General features: G+C 73.3%; 15 protein-coding genes and 2 tRNA genes. 8 read left to right on the forward strand and 9 right to left on the reverse strand.

What is annotated here, in order from left to right; all coding sequences use genetic code 11:
* Window positions 1–411 precede the first annotated feature (411 nt).
* Window positions 412–837 carry an OsmC family protein gene (locus tag ACFVUY_RS25555; protein WP_387691777.1) on the reverse strand — a complete coding sequence of 142 codons (426 nt, stop codon included), beginning with the start codon at window positions 835–837 and terminating at the stop codon, window positions 412–414.
* A gap of 339 nt (window positions 838–1,176) precedes the next feature.
* On the opposite strand from ACFVUY_RS25555, the gene ACFVUY_RS25560 reads away from it, so the two are divergent.
* Both ACFVUY_RS25560 and lepB read left to right on the forward strand, forming a co-directional pair.
* Window positions 1,177–1,512 (forward strand): chorismate mutase, encoded by a 336-nt coding sequence (locus ACFVUY_RS25560; protein ID WP_359901835.1) that lies wholly within the window; start codon window positions 1,177–1,179, stop codon window positions 1,510–1,512.
* Window positions 1,513–1,654: 142 nt separating this feature from the next.
* A complete protein-coding gene (gene lepB, locus ACFVUY_RS25565) occupies window positions 1,655–2,443 on the forward strand; it encodes a signal peptidase I (protein ID WP_387733548.1) in 789 nt (262 codons plus the stop codon).
* Here lepB and ACFVUY_RS25570 read toward each other — a convergent pair.
* From ACFVUY_RS25570 to ACFVUY_RS25580, 3 genes are all read right to left on the reverse strand, one after another.
* Window positions 2,406–3,557: a DMT family transporter gene (locus ACFVUY_RS25570; protein WP_387733550.1), complete on the reverse strand. Its 1,152-nt coding sequence runs from the start codon at window positions 3,555–3,557 to the stop codon at window positions 2,406–2,408. The genes lepB and ACFVUY_RS25570 overlap by 38 nt on opposite strands.
* A gap of 212 nt (window positions 3,558–3,769) precedes the next feature.
* A complete protein-coding gene (locus ACFVUY_RS25575; RefSeq protein WP_387733552.1) occupies window positions 3,770–6,184 on the reverse strand; it encodes a transglycosylase domain-containing protein in 2,415 nt (804 codons plus the stop codon).
* A 224-nt stretch (window positions 6,185–6,408) separates the two neighbouring features.
* Window positions 6,409–6,482, reverse strand: a tRNA-Lys gene (locus ACFVUY_RS25580).
* Window positions 6,483–6,626: 144 nt separating this feature from the next.
* On the opposite strand from ACFVUY_RS25580, the gene ACFVUY_RS25585 reads away from it, so the two are divergent.
* Both ACFVUY_RS25585 and ACFVUY_RS25590 read left to right on the forward strand, forming a co-directional pair.
* Complete coding sequence (locus ACFVUY_RS25585) at window positions 6,627–7,415, forward strand: DUF998 domain-containing protein (RefSeq protein ID WP_387733554.1); 789 nt, start codon at window positions 6,627–6,629, stop codon at window positions 7,413–7,415.
* The gene (locus ACFVUY_RS25590) at window positions 7,412–8,296 is read left to right on the forward strand and encodes an alpha/beta fold hydrolase (protein WP_387733557.1); all 885 of its coding nucleotides are present in this window, start codon (window positions 7,412–7,414) and stop codon (window positions 8,294–8,296) included. The genes ACFVUY_RS25585 and ACFVUY_RS25590 overlap by 4 nt, the downstream gene beginning before the upstream one ends.
* Window positions 8,297–8,363: 67 nt before the next feature.
* On the opposite strand, the gene ACFVUY_RS25595 is transcribed toward ACFVUY_RS25590, so the two are convergent.
* From ACFVUY_RS25595 to ACFVUY_RS25610, 4 genes are all read right to left on the reverse strand, one after another.
* Window positions 8,364–8,437: transfer RNA gene (locus ACFVUY_RS25595), tRNA-Lys, on the reverse strand.
* Window positions 8,438–8,497: 60 nt separating this feature from the next.
* A complete protein-coding gene (locus ACFVUY_RS25600; protein WP_387733559.1) occupies window positions 8,498–10,579 on the reverse strand; it encodes a dipeptide ABC transporter ATP-binding protein in 2,082 nt (693 codons plus the stop codon).
* Complete coding sequence (locus ACFVUY_RS25605) at window positions 10,576–11,523, reverse strand: ABC transporter permease (RefSeq protein ID WP_387733562.1); 948 nt, start codon at window positions 11,521–11,523, stop codon at window positions 10,576–10,578. Before ACFVUY_RS25605 ends, ACFVUY_RS25600 begins: the two co-directional genes overlap by 4 nt.
* Window positions 11,524–11,539: 16 nt before the next feature.
* Entirely contained in the window at window positions 11,540–12,520 is a 981-nt protein-coding gene (locus tag ACFVUY_RS25610) for an ABC transporter permease (protein ID WP_387691797.1), read from the reverse strand.
* Between the two features lie 327 nt (window positions 12,521–12,847).
* Here ACFVUY_RS25610 and ACFVUY_RS25615 point away from each other — a divergent pair, with 327 nt between their 5' ends.
* Window positions 12,848–14,548, forward strand: coding sequence for an ABC transporter family substrate-binding protein (locus ACFVUY_RS25615; RefSeq protein WP_387733564.1), 1,701 nt, complete (start codon window positions 12,848–12,850; stop codon window positions 14,546–14,548).
* A gap of 547 nt (window positions 14,549–15,095) precedes the next feature.
* On the forward strand, window positions 15,096–16,355 hold the full coding sequence (locus tag ACFVUY_RS25620; protein WP_387733566.1) for a low temperature requirement protein A: 1,260 nt from the start codon (window positions 15,096–15,098) through the stop codon (window positions 16,353–16,355).
* Here ACFVUY_RS25620 and ACFVUY_RS25625 read toward each other — a convergent pair.
* The gene (locus ACFVUY_RS25625) at window positions 16,352–17,371 is read right to left on the reverse strand and encodes a LysR family transcriptional regulator (protein WP_387733569.1); all 1,020 of its coding nucleotides are present in this window, start codon (window positions 17,369–17,371) and stop codon (window positions 16,352–16,354) included. The two genes, ACFVUY_RS25620 and ACFVUY_RS25625, sit on opposite strands and share 4 nt — an antisense overlap.
* 247 nt (window positions 17,372–17,618) lie before the next feature.
* Between ACFVUY_RS25625 and snpA (ACFVUY_RS25630) the strand changes: the two genes are divergently transcribed.
* Window positions 17,619–18,263 carry a snapalysin gene (gene snpA / locus ACFVUY_RS25630; protein WP_387691805.1) on the forward strand — a complete coding sequence of 215 codons (645 nt, stop codon included), beginning with the start codon at window positions 17,619–17,621 and terminating at the stop codon, window positions 18,261–18,263.
* A 312-nt stretch (window positions 18,264–18,575) separates the two neighbouring features.
* A complete protein-coding gene (gene snpA, locus ACFVUY_RS25635) occupies window positions 18,576–19,199 on the forward strand; it encodes a snapalysin (protein WP_359901799.1) in 624 nt (207 codons plus the stop codon).
* Window positions 19,200–19,227: the final 28 nt, after the last annotated feature.

The following is a 19,227-nucleotide window of genomic DNA, read 5'->3' on the forward strand; positions in this document are numbered from 1 at the left end:
CCGGCCGGCCGGTCGGGACCCGGCGGTCGGCTCCGCACTCTGTCGTGGTCCTCGGAGTCGGCCACTGCGGGGGCTGCCCGTCGTGGGGCGCCGGCGCGCGGGGACCCGCCTGAAGGACAGGGCGCTGCGGCCGATCATAGGCCGCGACGACAACACGCGGTGACCGCCGCCAGGGTGATTCGCCCGCTTTGTGATCATGAATGGCGGTACGTGCGGACGCCCCCGGTGCACATCACATGATGTGCGCCAGGGGCGCGTGCGCCGAAGCCGCGCCCCTGGGCGCCGGTCGCGCGCCGGATTCGGAGCGGAGCGGGCCGGGAGCCCGGGGGCGGAAGGGGCCGTCGGGGGTGATGGAGAAGAGGGCGGAAGAGATGAAGAGGGCGGAGAAGAGAAGGGGGAAGACGGGCGGGCTCAGGCCAGCGAGGCCGTGAGGGTGATGGTGGTGCCGGTCAGGGCCTGGCTGACCGGGCAGTTGGCCTTGGCGTCCTCGGCGGCCTTCACGAAGCCGGCCTCGTCCAGCCCGGGGACCTCGCCGACGACGGTCAGGTGGATGCCGGTGATGCCCGTGCCGGGCTGGAACGTCACGTCGGCCCGGGTGTCCAGCTTGGTCGGCGGGGTGCCGGCACCGGCCAGGCCGTGCGAGAGGGCCATCGAGAAGCACGCCGAGTGGGCGGCTGCGATGAGCTCCTCCGGGCTGGTCCTGCCGTTGGGGGCCTCGGCGCGGGACGGCCAGGAGACGGGGTACTCGCCGATCCCGGAGGAGGCGAAGGTCACCAACCCCTTTCCGTCGAGGAGGTTGCCCTCCCACGCGGTGGTGGCGGTGCGGGTGGTTGCCACGATCGGTTCCTCCAGTACTGAGGGAGTGTTCGAACGGTCACGTCCGGTCATGCACGCCCCAGCCTACGGGCAGAGCCCTCCCGGCCCGGTGCGTCACGCCGCCGGGGCCGGGCGGAGCACCGGGTCGCCGCCCGGTCCAGTCCAGTCCGGTCCGGTCCGGTCCAGTCCGGTTCGGTTCGGTCCTGTCCTGCTCACCGTCCGGTCCGGCCCGCCGTCCGGATCGTGGACGGTTCCGTCCGACGGTGCGGGGCCGGAGCGGGGGCCCTGTTAGATTTGCCCGGGCCCGAGCCCGGCCGCCGTACGGTCGGGCGCCCACTGCAGACACCGGGAGCCGCCCCGATGACGGACCACTCCACGACCCCCGACGCCGGCCTGACCGAGGGGATCGACGACGCCGTACGGGCCGAGCTGACCGGCCTGCGCGAGAGCATCGACAACATCGACGCCGCGGTGGTCCACATGCTGGCCGAGCGCTTCAAGGCGACCCAGCGGGTCGGCCGGCTCAAGGCCGAGCACAAGCTGCCGCCGGCCGACCCGGCGCGCGAGCGGGACCAGATCAAGCGCTTGCGGGAGCTGGCGGCGGGCGCGAAGCTGGACCCGGTCTTCGCCGAGAAGTTCCTGAACTTCATCATCGCCGAGGTCATCCGCCACCACGAGGCCATCGCCCGCTCCTGAATCCCCGGGGCCGAGCGGCCCCGGGCCCGAGTGGCCCCGGGGCCTCCGGCGATGTCGGCGGCGGCTAAATGACCGATTTCGTCAGGCTCCACGGTTGGCGTAGCGTGCAGGTTTCCCCAGCCGGAGAGGTGGAGCAGCGACGATGGCGGTGAACCTGCCCGAAACGCCGAGCGGAACCGGAGTTCCCGGCGATTCCGCGTCGAACGCCCACGCGGTGCCCGGCGGTCGCGCCGAGGCCCGCCGCCGGGCGCGCGGTTCGCGGGGCCGCAAGGCCGGCGGTTCGGGTCGGCGGCCGCGGCCGTGGTGGATCGAGCTGCCGGTGATGGCGGCGGTCGGCCTGGTGGTCGCACTGCTGATCAAGACCTGCCTGTTCCAGGTGTTCACCATCCCTTCCGGCTCGATGGAGAACACCCTGCGGATCGGCGACCGGGTCGGCGTGAACAAGCTGGCGCCGCTGACCGGCTGGGAGCCGGAGCCGGGGCAGCCGGTGGTGTTCAAGGACCCGGGGGGCTGGCTGCCGCCGCAGCCGACCGATCCGAACCCGGTCACCAACACCGTGAGCTCGGTGCTCAGCTTCGTCGGCCTGGTCCCGCCGAAGGACGACAACTACCTGGTCAAGCGGGTCATCGCGACCGGTGGGCAGACCGTGCAGTGCGAGGGCAGCACGCTGAGCGTCGACGGACGGAAGGTCGACGAGCCGTACCTGCACCCCGGGGACGACTCCTGCGCGGGGCTGGACTTCGGGCCGGTGAAGGTGCCCTCGGGCTACATCTGGGTCGAGGGCGACCACCGCAGCGACTCCGCGGACTCCCGCTACCACCAGCACGGCCCGGGTGGTGGCGCCGTGCCGGTGGACAACGTGGTCGGCCCGGTGTCGGCCGTCGTGTGGCCGCTCAATCACCTCGACTGGTTCGGCTGGACCGGCCGCTGACCCCACGCTCGGCGGTCACCCGGTCGGCAGCCCCGGCCCCGGCGGCCCCGGCCCCGGAAGCCTCGGGCCCGGCGGCCTCGGATCCGGCAGCCCCGGGCCCGTCGGCCGGTGGACCCGCGAACACCTCGACCGTCCCGGCCGTCCCGGCTTTCGAACCCGTGCCCGCGCCCGCCCCCGTGCCCGCCTCCGCGGGTTTGCTCGCCTGGGCCGCGAAGGCGCCGGTCAGCACCAGCAGGCCGCCCGTGATCTGCGGCAGCCCGAGGTGTTCGCCGAGCAGCACCCAGGCCGTCACGGTGGCGACCACGGCCTCCAGGTTGGCGACCACCCCGGCGATCGGCGGCGAGAGGTAGCCGACCGAGATCACGCCGGTGACGTAGGCGAGCACGGTCGCGATCAGGATCATCCACGCGGCCGGGAGGAACGCGGGCAGGGTGTGCCCGTTCATCACCACCGACCCGCCGAGCCGGCTCCAGTCGGCCTGCCACGGCCGGGTGAGGGCGGTGAGCAGCACGGAGCCGATGAGCAGCCCGAACGCGCTGACGGCGAGCGGGTCGACCGGGCGCTCGCCGTGCCGGCCGGCGTCGGCGAGCACGAAGTAGCCGACCTGGCACAGGGCCGCGCCGAGGGCGAAGAGCACGCCCAGCGCGTCGAAGCCCAGGCCGTTCCAGACCTCGACCACGCAGGCCAGCCCGGCCACCGCGACGCCGGCGCCGACGGCCGCGCCGCGGGTGATCGGCTTGCGCTGGACGAACTTGACGTAGCCGATCAGCAATGGCGGCCCGAGGTACTCGATGAGCAGGGCGACGCCGACCGGGATGCGGGAGATCGCCGCGAAGTAGCAGGCCTGGACGCCGGCCACGGCGAGCAGGCCGAAGCCGAGCAGCAGGCCGGGGCGGCGCAGGACGGCGTCCCGGTGCCGGTAGGCGACCGGGAGGAGCGCCACCGCCGCCCCGGTGACCCGGAGCCACACCACGTGCAGTGGGGAGAGCCCGGCCTCGATCAGCGGTTTGGCCGCGGTGCCGGAGCCGCCGAAGGCGACGGCGGAGACCAGCGCGAGGCCGAGGCCGAGGGTTCTGCCCGAAGGGAGGGTGGGCGAGGCCGTTGATCTGTGCACCGCCGCATTGTGACAGTCATACCGGTGATCGGGTAAGGCGCCATTCCGTCATTCGGTCCTGCCCCCGACTGTGCGCAATGGCGCAGTCACCGGCTCCGGCACGGCCCCGTGACCGTGCCGGTCCCCGTCGGCCGTCAGCCGTCGGTCACCCGGCCCTCAGCCGCCGCCCGTCGGCCGCCGCCCGTCGGCCGCCGGCAGTCGGCCGTCAGCCGTCAGCCACCGGCCGAGGCGCCCGCCCCCGTGAGCGCGTCCGCCCCTCCCGTGGGCTGGGTGGTCGGCCGGCTGGTCGGGGGCGCGGTCGGCTGGGTGGTCGGCGTCGTCGGCTTCGAGGTGGGCCGGGGCGGCCGGGTGGGCTGGGTGGTCGGCTGGCTGGTCGGCGGAGCCGTCGGTGCGGTGGTCGCACCGCCGTCGGTGCCGCCCGGCGAGGTCGAGCCGTCGCCCGGCGCCGTGGTGGGGCCGGTGGTCGGGGCGCCGGTGGGGGCGCTCGTCGACGGGGTGCCGCTCGGCGTGCTCGGGGCGGTCGGCAGGTCGGTGGCGCCCGAGGAGTCGCCGCCGGCCGGGGTCGGGAAGTCGCCGACCGGCTGACCCTTGAGCGCGGCCTTCATGTAGCTGGTCCAGATCTGGGCCGGGAACTGGCCGCCGGCCGCGCCGTCGATGCCGCCGACGCCGCTCAGGCTGACCTGGGCGCCGGTGCCCGGGTCCTGGCCGAACAGGCCGACCGAGGTGACCAGTTCGGGGGTGTAGCCCACGAACCAGACCGACTTCTGGTCGTCGGTGGTGCCGGTCTTGCCTGCCACCGGGCGGCCGAGCGCCTTCGCCCGCCAGCCGGTGCCGCCTGGGTCGCTCACCACGCCCTGGAGCATCGAGGTGACCTGGTTGGCGGTGTCCTCGCTGATCGCCTGGGTGGTCTTGTGCGCGGGCAGTGCCACGCTCTCGCCCTCGCGGTCCACCGACTGCACCAGCCACGGGGTGATCTGCTTGCCGCCGTTGTCCAGCGTGGCGTACACGCCCGCCATGTCGAGCACGCTCGGGGTGGCCGCGCCCAGCGGGATGGACGGCACCGGGTCGAGCCCCGGGATGTTGCCGGGCAGGCCCATCGCGACGGCGGTGTCCTTGACCTTCTGGAGCCCGGTGTCCTGCGCGAGCTGTGCGAACGCCGAGTTGACCGACCAGTCGGTGGCCTGCTGGAGGCTGATCTGGCCGTAGCTCTTGTCGCCCTCGTTCGGCGGCGCGTACGGGGTGCCCTTGCCGCCGCGGACCTTCCGGCCGCTGGTGCCGTCGTAGACCGTGCGCGGGGTGATGGTGCGGCCGTCCTGGGTCTTGGCCTCGTTCTCGAACGCGGCGGCCAGTGCGATCGCCTTGAAGGTCGAGCCGGCCTGGTAGTCGCGCCGGGTGGCGTTGTCGACGTAGTGCTTCACGTAGTCGACGCCGCCGTAGAGGGCGACGACCGCACCGGTCTTCGGGTCCACCGAGGCGGCGCCGGCCTGGGCGGACGCGTCCTTCTTCCGCTTGTCCGGGTTCAGGCTGTCGTGCAGCTGGGCCTGGACGGAGTCCTGGAGGGCCTGCTGGCGGGACGGGTCGATGCTCAGCTTGATCGTGTAGCCGCCCTTGGCCAGCTCGGTCTCGCTGATCACCCCGCTGGAGGTGAGGTACTGGGTGGCGGCGTCGACCAGGTAGCCGGCCTGGCCGGACAGGCCCGGGTTGGGCTGCGGGTCCCGGACCTCCGGGAAGGTGGTCGCGGCCCGCTCGTCCGCGGAGAGCCAGCCCTCCTTGACCATGCCGTCGAGCACGTAGTTCCAGCGGTTGACGGCGTTCTGCTTGCCCGCCGCGGTCGCGGTGGCGACGTCGTACGCGCTCGGGGCGTTCAGCAGGGTGGCCAGGTAGGCGCCCTGGGCGGCGTCGAGGGCCGACGCGTCGATGCCGAAGTACGCCTGGGCGGCGGCCTGGATGCCGTAGGCGCCGCGGCCGTAGTAGGAGGTGTTCAGGTAGCCGGAGAGGATGTCGTTCTTGCTCTCGGTGGCGTCCACCTTGATGGCGATGAACAGTTCCTTCACCTTGCGGGTGATCGACTGCTTCTGGTTCAGGTACGTGTTCTTCACGTACTGCTGGGTGATGGTGGAGCCGCCCTGGGTCCCCTGGCCCTTGGCGGTCTTGATCGCGGCCCGGGCCAGGCCCTGGACGTTGACCGCGCCCTCGTTGTAGAAGTTCCGGTCCTCGGCGGCCAGCGCGGCGTGCTGGGCGGCGGGGGAGACCTTGTCCAGGGAGACGTTCTGCCGGTTGGTCTGACCGGTGCGGGTGAGCACCGAACCGTCCGAGTAGAGCCAGGTGTTGCTCTGGGCGGTCGCGGCGGCGTGCGCGTCCGGCACCTTCACCAGGGTGATCCCCAGCGCGAACAGGCCGATGCCGAGCAGCAGGGCCGTGCAGAAGCCGAGCAGGGTCATCCGCCAGGTGGGTATCAGCCGGCGGATGCCGGTGCGCTTCGGGCGACGCGACTTCCTGCCGCCGGATCCGTCGGAGCCGCCGGTGCGGCCCGACCCGCCGGCCGGGCCGGTGGAGCGCTTGAACCGCTTGACCGGGCGGAGGCTGATCGACGGCGTGCTACGGCCGCTCTGGGCGTTTCTGGACAATGCGCGGCCTTTCCTGCGGGCGCATCGAGGCAGCCGGCACGGACGGGGACATCGGCGGTTGGGGACCTTTGTCCCGATTCAGGTTCTACTGCCCTGGACGAGCAGAATGGGCCGGATGGCTCCGGTGAATCGCCGATCGAGACCGACATCACACGCAAATCGGACGTCGGAGGCCAAAAAATCGGGGAGCCCCTCGCTGCTGCGAGAGGCTCCCCAACTGTCTGTGCGCCGCCAGGGACTCGAACCCCGGACCCGCTGATTAAGAGTCAGCTGCTCTAACCAACTGAGCTAGCGGCGCTTGCTGACCTGGAAAACAATACACGCTCCCGGGGGGTGCCTCGAACCGGCCGCGGGTCACCCCCGGACCGGCCGGACGGTGGCTGCCCGACCTGCCCCTTTCCTTCCGGTTGGTCCGGAGTTCGCCGCTGGTTAGGGTGGAACGGTGCCCCGCCTCCAGCCCGGCCACCGCACCGCACGGACGGCGGTCGCCACCCTGCTGCTGCTCAGCGCCGTGGCGTACACCGCCTGGGTGCTGGAGGTCGTGCTGAGCACCGGGCTCGACCCGGTGCAGGCGTACATCAGCGAACTCGCCGCCGAGGACCAGCCGCTGGGCGGCCTGTTCCGGGCCACCGACCTGGCCGCCGGACTCTGCCTGCTCGCCGCCGCCGGCACCGCCCTCGCCACCGGGCGGGTCGGGGCCTCCCGCCGGCACCGCTGGGCGCTGGCCGGCTGGTCGGCGCTGGCCCTGTTCGGCGCCGCGACCGCCGCCGACTCCAGGCTGCCGCTCAGTTGCGCTCCCACCAGCGACGAGATGTGCGCCGCCCGGGAGACCGCCGGGCTGGTCCCCGCCACCCACACCGCGCACGCCGTCACCAGCAGCCTCGCCATGGCCGGGGCGCTCACCGCGCTGGTCTCGCTCACCGTGGCGGCCCGCCGCTACCGCTGGTGGCCGGGGGTGCGCCGGTTCGGGCCCTGGCTGCTGGGCGCCGAACTGCTCGCCACCGGCTGGAGCCTCGCCTCGATCGCCGCCTTCCAGGCCGGGCGCGGCACCTGGGCGCTCGGGGCCGGGCAGCGGCTGCAGGTGCTGCTGGTCGCGCTCTGGCTCGGCCTGCTGGCCCTGGACGTCGCCCGCTCCGCCCGCGCGGGCGCGCCCGACCCGTCGGGCGGGGGCGCCGGGGACGGGGAGCGGTGCCCTCCGACGGGGCCGTTCCAGGAGCGGAGGCCGGCATGAGCGCTCCCGGAACGCGGACCGCCGGCCGGGCGCGCTTCCTGCGCGTCGACGGCGTCCCGCTGCACGTCCGCGTCGAGGGCGGTGGCCCGGTCTGCCTGCTCTCCGGCGGCCTCGGCAGCAGCTGGTTCGACTGGGACCTGGTCGTCCCCTTCCTCGCCCCGTACCGCACCGTGGTCCGCTTCGACCGGCCCGGCTACGGGCTGAGCGCCCCCGAGCCCGCCACCGGGCGGCCCGCGCCGACGGCGGCCGGCGAGGCCGGTCGCATCCGGGCGGTGCTGGACGGCCTGGGGCTGCGGGAGCCGTGCACCGTGGTCGGGCACTCGATCGCGGGCTTCCACGTGGAGGCCTTCGCCCGGCTGCACCCCGAGCGGACCGCCGGGCTGGTGCTGGTGGACGGCAGCGTGGAGGCGGCGGCCCGGCCGTACCCGGCGCCCGGCGCGCGCGACCTGGCGGCCCGGGCGGTGGCCGGCGCCGCCACCGCCCTCGCTGTGCCGTACCTGCTGGGCCCGTCCGTCCGCCGGGCCACGGCCCGGCTGTCCACCGTCCGCCGTGAGGACCTCGCCCCGGCGCCGCTGGTGCGGCACTGCTACCGCACCGGGCGGGCCCTGCGCGCGCTGCTGCGGGAGAACGGCCGCTATCTCGACACGGCCGCCGAGCTGGACGGGCTGCGGAGCGCCCGGCCGCTGGCGGAGGACCTGCCGGTCACCGTGCTGGCCGCCGACGACGGCTGCCGGACCCGCCGCACCGAGGAGTGGCTGGCCCGGCAGCGGGAGCTGGCGGCGCTGCTCGGGGCGGACTTCCGCACCACCGCCCCGGCCGGGCACCTGGTGATGTTCGACCGCCCGGACGCGGTGGCCTCGGCCGTGCTCGACACCCGCTGAGCGGTCCACCGGGGCCGGAAACGCCTCAGGCCGCCCACCGGAGTGGACGGCCTGAGACCTTGCCATGTGCGCCGCCAGGGACTCGAACCCCGGACCCGCTGATTAAGAGTCAGCTGCTCTAACCAACTGAGCTAGCGGCGCCTGCTGACGTCGAAGACTTTACACGGCGCCGACCGGATCCACCGAATCGTGTTCGAGTGATCACTCTGTGTAGTTTCCTCCGGGGTCCGGGTGGTGGCAGGCCGCACTGTGGTCCGCCCCCGGCGCGCCGCCGACCAGGGCCGGCCGTTCCCGCTCGCAGCGGGCCCGGTCCGCCGGGGATGTCAGCCCGGCGTAGCGCGGGCAGCGGGTGCGGAAGACGCAGCCGGTGCGGCGCTCGGTGGGCGGGGGAGGGTCGCCGGCCAGCAGGACGCGGTCGCGGGCGCGTTCGGCGGCGGGGTCGGGGAGCGGGACGGCCGAGAGCAGGGCGCGGGTGTACGGGTGGCGGGGGCGGTCGAAGACGGCGGCCACCTCGCCCTGCTCGACCGTCCGGCCGAGGTACATCACGCTGACCCGGTCGGCGAGGTGCCGGATCACCGAGAGGTCGTGCGAGACGAACAGGTAGGACAGGCCCAGCTCGGCCTTGAGCGCCTGGAGCAGGTTGAGCACGCCGGCCTGGATGGAGACGTCCAGCGCGGAGACCGGTTCGTCCAGCACCAGCAGGCCGGGCCGGACGGCGAGCGCCCGGGCGATGGAGACGCGCTGGCGCTGGCCGCCGGAGAACTGGTGCGGGTAGCGGACGGCGTGCTCCGGGTCGAGGCCGACCTGGCGCAGCAGTTCGGGCATCCGGCGGGCGATCTCCTCGCGCGGGGTGCGCTGGGCGAGCAGCGGTTCGGCGACGATGTCGCCGATCGGCATCCGGGGGTCCAGGCTGGCCATCGGGTCCTGGAAGACGATCTGCACCCGGGCGCGGAGCCGGTGGGCCTCGGTCCGGGTGAGGGCGGCGGTGTCCCGGCCGAACAGTTCGATCCGGCCGGTCTCCGGGGCGCCGAGCCGCAGCAGTTCGAACAGGGTGGTGGACTTGCCGGAGCCGGACTCGCCGACCAGGCCGAGGGTCTCGCCCTCCCGCAGGTCCAGGTCGACGCCGTCCACCGCGTACACCTCGCCGACCTTGCGCTTGAACACGGTGCCCTTGAGCAGGGGAAACGTTTTTCCGAGGCCGCTCACCGACAGCACCGGCGTCCGGGCGGAGCGGTCGCCCGGGCCGACGGCGGTGGAGGGCAACTCCGGGACGGGATAGACCTCGGCCGGCGCGGGCCGCCGCTCGGCGAGCTCCGCCGAGCGCACGCACGCCGACAGGTGGCCGTCCGCCCCCTCCAGGGCGGGCTCGGCCGTGGCGCAGCGCTCCTGCACCAGCGGGCAGCGCGCCGCGAACGGGCAGCCCGGGGGCAGTTCGGCCATCGGCGCCGGGGTGCCGGGGATCGGCACGAGCGGACCGCCGCGCCCGTCCAGCCGGGGCAGCGCGCCGATCAGGCCGAGCGAGTAGGGGTGGCGGGGGGCCGCGAACAGTTCGTCGACCCCGGCCGTCTCGACCACCCGTCCGGCGTACATCACCGCGACCCGGTCGGCCGTTCCGGCGATCACCCCGAGGTCGTGGCTGACCAGGACGAGGGCCGCGCCGGTCTCCCGCCGGGCGGTGCGCAGCACGTCCAGCACCTGGGCCTGGATGGTGACATCGAGCGCGGTGGTGGGCTCGTCGGCGAGCAGGATGTCGGGTTCGTTGGCGATCGCCATGGCGATCATCGCGCGCTGGCGCATGCCGCCGGAGAACTCGTGCGGGAAGCTGTCCAGGGCCCGGTCGGGCGCCGGGATGCCGACCAGGTCGAGGAGTTCGGCGGCCCGGCGGCGCGCGGCGGCCTTGTCCACCCGCTGGTGGATGCGGACCGCCTCGGCGATCTGGTCGCCGATCCGGTAGACCGGGGTGAAGGCGGAGAGCGGGTCCTGGAAGACCATGGCGATCCGGCGGCCGCGGATCGCGGCGAGCTCCCGGCCCGGCAGCCCGACCAGTTCCCGTCCGTCCAGCCGCACCGAGCCGCTGACGCTCGCCGTGCCGGGCAGCAGCCCGAGCACGGACAGCGCGGTGACGGACTTGCCGGAGCCGGACTCGCCGACGATGCCGAGGGTTTCGCCGCGCCGCAGGGTGAGGTCCACCCCGCGGACGGCGGGGACCGGGCCGTCGGGCCCGGCGAAGTCCACCCGCAGGTCCCGGACGGCGAGCAGCGGGGTTTCGACGGTGGTGGTCACGGGTGCTTCCTACGGCCGGCGGAGCGACGGGTACGGGGCGTACGGCGGGGCGCGGCCCCGGAGGTGGGGTCGAGCGCGTCGCGCAGCCCGTCCCCGATCAGGTTGACGGCGAGGACGAACAGCACCAGCAGGGCGGCGGCGAAGTAGAACAGCCAGGGGAACACCGGGGCCTCACCGGTTCCGGCGGCGAGCAGGGTGCCGAGCGAGACGTCCGGCGGCTTGACCCCGAAGCCGAAGTAGGAGAGCGCGGTCTCGCTCATCACGGCGCCGCCGACCGCGATGGTGGCGTCGATGATGAGGAAGGAGGCGACGTTCGGCAGGATGTGCCGGCTGATGATCCGCAGCGGCCGGACTCCCATGAACTGTGCGGCGCGGACGAATTCGCGCTCGCGCAGCGAGATGGTCATCGAGCGGACCACCCTGGCGGTGATCATCCAGTTGAACAGGGCGAGCAGCAGGACGAAGGCGATCCAGCCGGCGCCCTTCAGCCGGGCCGAGACGATGGTGATGATCAGGAAGGCGGGGAAGACCAGCAGCAGGTCCACCAGGAACATCAGCGCCCGGTCGGCCCAGCCGCCGAAGTAGCCGGCGCAGGCGCCGACCACGGAGGCCAGCACGGTGGAGAACAGCGCCACCAGCAGGCCGATGACCAGCGACTTCTGCAGGCCGCGGACGGTCTGCGCGAAGACGTCCTGACCGACCCCGTTGGTGCCGAACCAGTGTTCGGCGGAAGGGGGTTGGTGCAGTGCGGAGAAGTCGGGAGTGGCGTAGTCCCAGGGTGTGAGGTACGGGCCGCCGAAGGCGAGCAGGAACAGCAGCAGGACGACGACGGTCCCGGCGACGGCGCCGCGGGCGGCGAGCAGCCGCTTGAGCACGAGCCGTCCGCGACCGGTGGTCCGGGGGGCGGTGGCCGGGGCGGAGGGATCGGCGACGGTGGTGGTCATCTCAGGTCACCTCCGGTCAGGACCGCACGCGCGGGTCGAGGGCGGCGTGCAGGGTGTCGGCGAGGAAGCCGGAGGCGAGGACGACGACGGCGGTGAACAGGTTGACGGCCACCACGGAGTTGACGTCCTGTTCGTTGATCGACTGGATCAGCCACTCGCCCATGCCGTGCCAGCCGAAGATCGTCTCGGTGAAGATCGCGCCGGTGAAGATGCCCAGGAAGCTGTAGGCGAACATGGTCGACATCGGGATCACCGCGGTGCGCAGTCCGTGCTTGAGCAGCGCCCGGCCGCGGGTCAGACCCTTGGCCTCGGCGGTGCGCAGGTAGTCCGAGCCGAGCACGTCGAGCATGGTGCCGCGCTGGTAGCGGCTGTACGTGGCGAGGCCGCCGAGGGCCAGCGAGATCGTGGGCAGCAGCAGGTGCAGCGCCCAGTCGGCGAGGTGGGCGCCGAGGCCGCCGGTGAGCCCGGGGGTCTCGTAGCCGGTGAACGGGATCACCTCGTGGCCGACCGCGTCCTTGGCGGTGATCGCGCCGTTCTTGAGGAACAGCGCGACCAGGAAGACCGGGGTGGAGAGCAGCACGAAGGACATCACGGTGAGCAGCCGGTCGGAGACCCGGTACTGGCGCACCGCGCTCCAGGCCCCGGCCGCGACGCCCAGGACCATGCCGAGCAGGCTGCCGATCAGCAGCAGGCGCAGCGAGACCCGGACCCGGCGGCCGAAGTCGTCGGTGACCGGGGTGTCGTGGATGGTCCGGCCGAGGTCGCCGTGGAGCAGCCCGCCGGCCCAGTGGCCGAAGCGCTCGACGACCGGGGTGCGGTCGTTCAGGTTGAGCGCGGTGAGCTGGCGTTCGACCGATTCGGCGGCCGGTCGGGGGACCTTGGCGTCGAAGTAGGTGCGCGGCTGCAGGGCGGTCGCGGAGATCGCGTACGCCAGGAAGACGGCGGCGATCAGCAGCACCGCGTAGTAGCCCAGGCGTTTCGCCAGGTAGCGGAGCATCAACGGCCGCCCGCTGCGGTGCGGGTGGGGCCGACGCGTCTGGTGGGCATCGGTTGGCCTTCGGTCCGGGCCCGTTGGGGCGTCAGTCGGGTGGTCTGGCACGGGAGTTGGGAAAGCGCAGGTCAGAGTGAAGCACCGGGGCACTGAGCTGGTGTTGCGTCCGTGTTGCCGTGTGTGACTTTTGGATCAGACGTGCGCTCCTCCCCCTGGTGGTCGGTCTGATCCGCTGTTACGTTCTGCTCGCTCGATGCCGAATTGGCTGCCCACGCTCAAGCCTCGTCACACCTCGCGCGCCCCACATCCCGTCATCGATCCCAGGGGACCCTCATGGACGCTTCCACCACGGCCGGCCGTCTCGGCCGGGCTGCCGCCCTCGCCGTCGCCGTCGCGCTCGCGGTCACCGCGTGCACCTCGGGCGGGGGTGGCTCCGTCGACGGCGCGGCCAGGAGCGAGCCGCCGGGGCAGGGCTCCAACGACCTCAACCCCAAGCCGCTGGACCAGATCAAGGACGGCGGCGAGGTGCGCTTCCCGCTGTACCAGTGGATCACCCAGTGGAATCCGCTGCAGGTGGACGGCTACTACGGTTCCGCGGTCTCGATCATGCGCAACCTGGAGCCTTCGCTCTTCACCACGGACGCCGCTGGCACCTTCCTGCCCGACCCGGACTACCTGGTGGACGCCAAGGTCACCTCGACCTCGCCGCAGGTGGTCACCTACAAGCTCAACCCCAAGGCCAAGTGGTCGGACGGCAAGGCGCTGAGCTACCTGGACTTCAAGGCCGACTGGCAGGCCGCGAGCGGCAAGGACCCGGCGTACAACCTCTCCGACCCGTCCGGCTACGAGCAGATCTCCGCGGTCGAGCAGGGCGCCGACCCGAGCGAGGTCAAGGTCACCTTCGCCGAGCCGTACGCCGACTGGCAGAACCTGTTCCGCCCGCTGATGCCGGCGGCCGGCATCTCCACCCCGGACGACTTCAACAAGGGCTGGGTGGAGAAGATCCCGATCACCGCGGGCGCGCTGAAGGTCGGCACGTCGGACAAGACCGCGCAGACCCTGACCCTCGTCCCGGACCCGGCCTGGTGGGGCACCAGGGCCAAGGTCGACAAGGTCACCTTCCGGGTGATGTCCCAGGCGGCGACGACCCAGGCGTACCTCAACAACGAGATCGACTACGCCGCGGCCGGCACCGCCACCGCGTACGGGCAGCTCAAGAGCGCCAAGGACACCGTGATCCGGGCCGCCAGCCCGTGGGACGAGGTGCACATCTCCTTCGGCGGCACCGGCGCGCTGGAGGACCGGAAGGTCCGCCAGGCGCTCGGCAGGGCGCTGGACCGCTCGGCACTGATCAAGATCGCCAACAACGGGGTGCCGGTGGAGTTCAAGCCCCTCGGCAACCACATCTTCATGCCCAACCAGACCGGGTACCAGGACACCTCCGGCGACTGGGCGAAGTTCGACCCGGCCGCGGCCAGGAAGCTGCTGGACGAGGCGGGCTGGAAGGAGTCCGGCGGCCAGCCGCGGACCAAGGACGGCCGGCCGCTGGAACTGCACTGGGTGCTCAACGACTCCACGCCGCAGGCCCAGATCGACCTGGCCACCGCGGCGGTGGCGATGTGGCAGGCGGTCGGGGTCAAGGTCAGCCTGGACAAGGTGGCGGCCAACGACTTCTTCACCAAGTACGTGAACCCGGGCAAGTTCGAGATCGCGAGCTGGCGCAACACCGACTCCTTCCCGCTGTCCAAGAGCCTGACCAACTTCCGGCTCCCGGTGGGCGACAACAGCTTCAGCAACCCCTCGCGCCTGGGCAGCCAGGAGATCGACGACCTGCTGAAGAAGGCGGCCGGGACGGTCGACCCGCAGGAGGCGGCCAAGCTCTACAACCAGGCGGACGCGAAGATCTGGGAACTCGGCCACACCGTCGAGCTCTACCAGCGGCCGGAGGTGGTGGCGACCCGCAAGGGCCTGGCCAACTACGGGGCCTTCGGCCTGGCGAGCGAGGACTACGGCAGGACCGGCTGGGAGAAGTAGCCGCCGCCGGGACGGGACGGGCCGCACGGCAGGCGCTGGCGAGCAGCGCGGTGATCACGAGGCCGGTGGCGCGGACGCGGGAGGATCGGCTCTGCCGCCCCCGCTGTCCCGCCACCCGCCTTGACCTTCCGCGTTGCCCGCAGGCCGCCCGTGTCATGGGGCCCGGCAGGGCCCGCGCTCTTCCAGCCGGGGAAGAATCTAGCGGCGCGCCGGTCGCCCGCCGGGCAGCGCGCGGGGCGCGCCCGGAAACCCGCCGCGCTGTCACCCGGTTCGCGCACCGGAGCGTCAACTGGGGCTGACGGCAAGGAAAAAAGGGATATTCAGGGCCATCGTGACCGGCGGCGCGCGGGGTTCCCGCCACGCGCCCGAGCGTGCACACCTGCCCTGCCCGAGCCTGCCTTGCCCTGTCCTGCCCGAGCCCGCTCTGCCCGAGCGTGCACTTGCCGTGCCGGTGCGTGCACACCTGCCGCGCCGGTGCGTGCACCGGGCCGGAGGCGCTGCCAGGATGCGCGGGACGACTCCCCTCCCGACTCCCGGAGCAGCTCCGATGGTCAGTGACCCCGCGGCCGCGGCACCCCCCGGCCACCCCGTCGACCCGCCGCCGGTGCGCCGGATGGTCCCGCGCGACCGGCACGAGCCGCACCGGGTCGCCACCCCGCTGGAGCTCTTCTTCGACCTCTGTTTCGTGGTCGCGGTGGGCCAGGCCGGGCGCGAACTGGCCCACTCCCTGGCGGCCGGGCACTACGGCGAGGGCCTGCGCGGCTACACGCTGACCTTCTTCGCGATCTGGTGGGCCTGGATGAACTTCACCTGGTTCGCCTCCGCGTACGACGTCGACGACGTGCCGTACCGGGTCACCACGCTGGTGCAGATCGCCGGGGTGCTGATCCTCGCCGCCGGGGTGCCGCGGCTGTTCGCCACCCAGGACCTGACGCTGGCGATCGTCGGCTACGTGGTGATGCGCCTGGCGATGGTCACCCAGTGGCTGCGCGCGGCCGCCGGCGAACAGGGCCTGGCGCGCCGGGTCGCGCTGGGCTACGCGGCGGGGATCACGCTCTGCCAGGTCGGCTGGGTGGTGGTGCTGTTCCTGCCGCCCGGCGTCCGGTCGTACGTCATCCCCGTCGGGGTGCTGTGCGAGCTGGCCGTGCCGGTGATCGCCGAGCTGCGGATGCGGACCTCCTGGCACCCGCACCACATCGCCGAGCGGTACGGGCTGTTCACCCTGATCGTGCTCGGCGAGACGGTGGCGGCCGCGACCGTCGCGGTGCAGTCGGCGGTGGACGAGCACGAGGGCCTGGGCCGGCTGGTGCCGGTCGCGATCGGCGGGCTGCTGATCTGCTTCTCGGCCTGGTGGATCTACTTCGCCCGGTCCGTCCACGAGCACCTGCGGTCCAACCGGCAGGCACTGGTCTGGGGGTACGGGCACTACCTGGTGTTCGGCTCGGCGGCGGCGATCGGCACCGGGCTGGAGGTCGCGGTGGATTCGGCGGTGCACAAGGCGCACATCTCGGAGACCGCCGCCACCGCGACGGTCACCGTGCCCACCGCGCTCTACCTGTTCACGGTCTGGTTCCTGCACTCCCGGCACACCAAGCGGGGCGCGGTGGCCCAGGCGGTGGCGCCGACGGGGGCCGTGCTGGTGCTGGCCTGCACCGCGCTCGGCGGCTCCGGGGTGCTCGCGGCGGGCCTGGTCTGCGCGCTGATGGTCGTGGCGGGCGTGCTGATCCACGGCCGGGAGAGCAAGCGGGCGGGCGTCGCCGGCGCGGGTGCCGGTGGGATGGGTGCCGGCGGGCTGGGCGCCCGCTAGCCGACCCGCTCCAGCAGCACCGGCTCGTGCCGGGCCAGCCAGTCCAGGTAGGCGGGGTTGACCTTGGCCAGATCCAGGTAGGCGGCCCGCAGTTCGCCGTACAGCGCGTCCAGCGCGGGCGGGCTGAGCACGCACGGACGCCAGGTGAACAGCAGCCGGACGGCCAGCGGGTCCCCGTGCACCGGGCGGACCACCGTGCCGGGCCCGGGCAGCGAGGTCGGCTGGCAGGGACGGACGGCCTCGCCGGAGGCGACCAGCTCGGCGGCGGTGGCGTTGTCCCGCACCTGTACCACCCGGGGGTTGAGCCCGGCCTCGCTGAACACCCGGCGCATCGCCGCGTACTCGTGGTCGGCGGTCGGGTCGACCATCCAGGTGTCCTCGGCGAGGTCGGCCAGGTGGACGACCGGCCGGGCGGCGGCCGGGTGCCCGGCCGCGAGCGCGACGAACTGCGGCTCCCGGGCCATCAGCACCCGCTGCTCGGCGTCCGGCGGCACCCGCAGCGGGAAGCCCTCGCTCTCGTACACGAAGGCCACGTCCAGCTGGTCGGCGGCGACCATCCGCAGCAGCGCGCTGGCCGAGACGTCCACGTGGATGGTGGTGTCGGTGTCCGGCAGCCGCTCGTGCACCCGGCGCAGCCAGGCCGCGACCGCCCGGCTGCCGACGCTGCCGATCCGCAGCCGACGCTGCCGGCCGGGCCCGGCCGCGTCCCGGGCCTCCTGGCGCGCGGCGGTCACCAGGGCCGCCATCTCGGTGATCACCGGCCGGGCCCGGGAGAGCACCGAGTGACCGAGCGCGGTCGGCCGGCTGCCGGTCTGCTCGCGGGTGAACAGGGTGCCGCCGATGGCCCGTTCGATCCGGTGCAGCTGGGTGGTGAGGGAGGGTTGGGTCATGCCGAGCTGGAGCGCGGCCTTGCGGAGGCTGCCGCTGTCGGCGATCGCGCACAGCACCCGGAGGTGTCTCACGTCGAGCTCCACGTCCGGAGCATAGACGCCGCCGCACCACCTCGCCAAGGACATGACAGGCATTCAAGGGCATGCCGAAGGGCCGGTCGGCGGACCGACCGGCGCGGCGCGCGGCGGACCCGGCCGCTATGCGGCCGAGCTATCGCCGGTTGGCATCATCCGCGAGGGCCCCGGGCGGGTCGAAGCTCGGGGACAGCAACCCGCCCCGGTCACCACCGGGACGGCCCCCACCGTGCACCGCCCCCGGGCCCGGCCCCCACCGGCCCCGGTGCGGCGGCGCACCGCGAAACCGGAGCCCCGCATGAAGCGATCCGTGCTGTCCGCCGCCCTGGGCCTGGCCCTCGCGGCCGGCCTCGCGACCCTGCCCGCCACCGTGGCCTCCGCGGCCCCGGCCGCCCCGGCCGCCGTCCAGGGCTACACCCCCTCGACGTACGCCGGCTCGGCCGCGGAGACCGCGGACAACCAGGCCTTCTTCCACGCCGTGATGGCCTCGGCCAAGGCCCGGCAGGCCGCGAACCCGTGGCTGCTGACCGTCACCGTCACCTACGACACCGCGAACGCGCCCTCCTTCACCGGCCAGATATCCCAGGCCGCGCAGATCTGGAACAGCTCGGTGCGCAACGTGCGGCTCCAGGAGAGCAGCGGCAACGGCGACTTCTCGTACTACGAGGGCAGCGACAGCCGCGGGTCCTACGCCAGCACCGACGGCCACGGCCACGGCTACGTCTTCCTCGACTACCAGCAGAACCAGGAGTACAGCTCGCTCCGCGTCACGGCGCACGAGACCGGGCACGTGCTCGGCCTGCCCGACGACTACTCCGGCCCGTGCAGCGAGCTGATGTCGGGCGGCGGCCCCGGCCCGTCCTGCACCAACCCGTACCCCGACGGCAACGAGCGCGGCCAGGTCGACTCCCTCTGGGAGAACGGCCTCGCGGCGCGGAACTGACGCGGCCCGCAGGCGGGTTCGGAGCGGCGGGCCGCCCGGCCGGAATCGGGCGGCCCGCCGCACCGGGTACTTCCCCGGACGGGAGCCTAGCCGCCGCCGGAACGGAATGCCAGGGGCACGATTGAGTCAAGGCCAGGAAAAGACAACTCAATTCGGCCCCATCACAGGGGTATTGGACGGTGCTATCGCGGGTTGGCATCATCCGCGCACGCACCGGGTTGCCCGAAGCTCTGGGGACACCACCCGTTGACCAGGTGTTCCCCCGGGCCGGCCCCCAACCGGCCACGTCACCTCAGGAATCGGAGCCCCCACATGAAGCGATCCGTGCTGTCCGCCACCCTCGGCCTCGCCCTCGCGGCCGGCCTCGCCGTCCTGCCCACCACGGCCGCCGCCGCGGCCCCGGCCGCCCCGGCCGTGCAGGGCTACACCGCCTCGACGTACGCCGGCTCGGCCGCGGAGGCCGCGAACAACCAGGCCTTCTTCCAGGCCGTGATGGCCTCCGCCAAGGCCAAGCAGGCCGCCAACCCGGGCCTGGCGACCGTCACCGTCACCTACGACGCCAGCTCCGCCCCGTCCTTCCGCAACCAGATATCCCAGGCCGCGCAGATCTGGAACGGTTCGGTCGCCAACGTCCAGCTGCGCTCCGGCTCGGCCGCCGACTTCCGCTACTACGAGGGCAACGACAGCCGCGGCTCCTACGCCAGCACCGACGGCCACGGGCGCGGCTACGTCTTCCTCGACTACCAGCAGAACCAGCAGTACAGCTCGGTGCGCGTGGTGGCGCATGAGACCGGGCACGTGCTCGGCCTGCCGGACCACTACTCCGGCCCGTGCAGCGAGCTGATGTCGGGCGGCGGCCCCGGCACCTCCTGCACCAACCCGTACCCGAACAGCGCCGAGCGCACCCGCGTCAACTCGCTCTGGGTGCGCGGCTGACCCGAGTGGTGAACGCCCCGGACCGGCC

It is taken from the genome of Kitasatospora sp. NPDC058063 (genome assembly GCF_042885395.1).
Classification (GTDB): domain Bacteria; phylum Actinomycetota; class Actinomycetes; order Streptomycetales; family Streptomycetaceae; genus Kitasatospora; species Kitasatospora lactacystinica.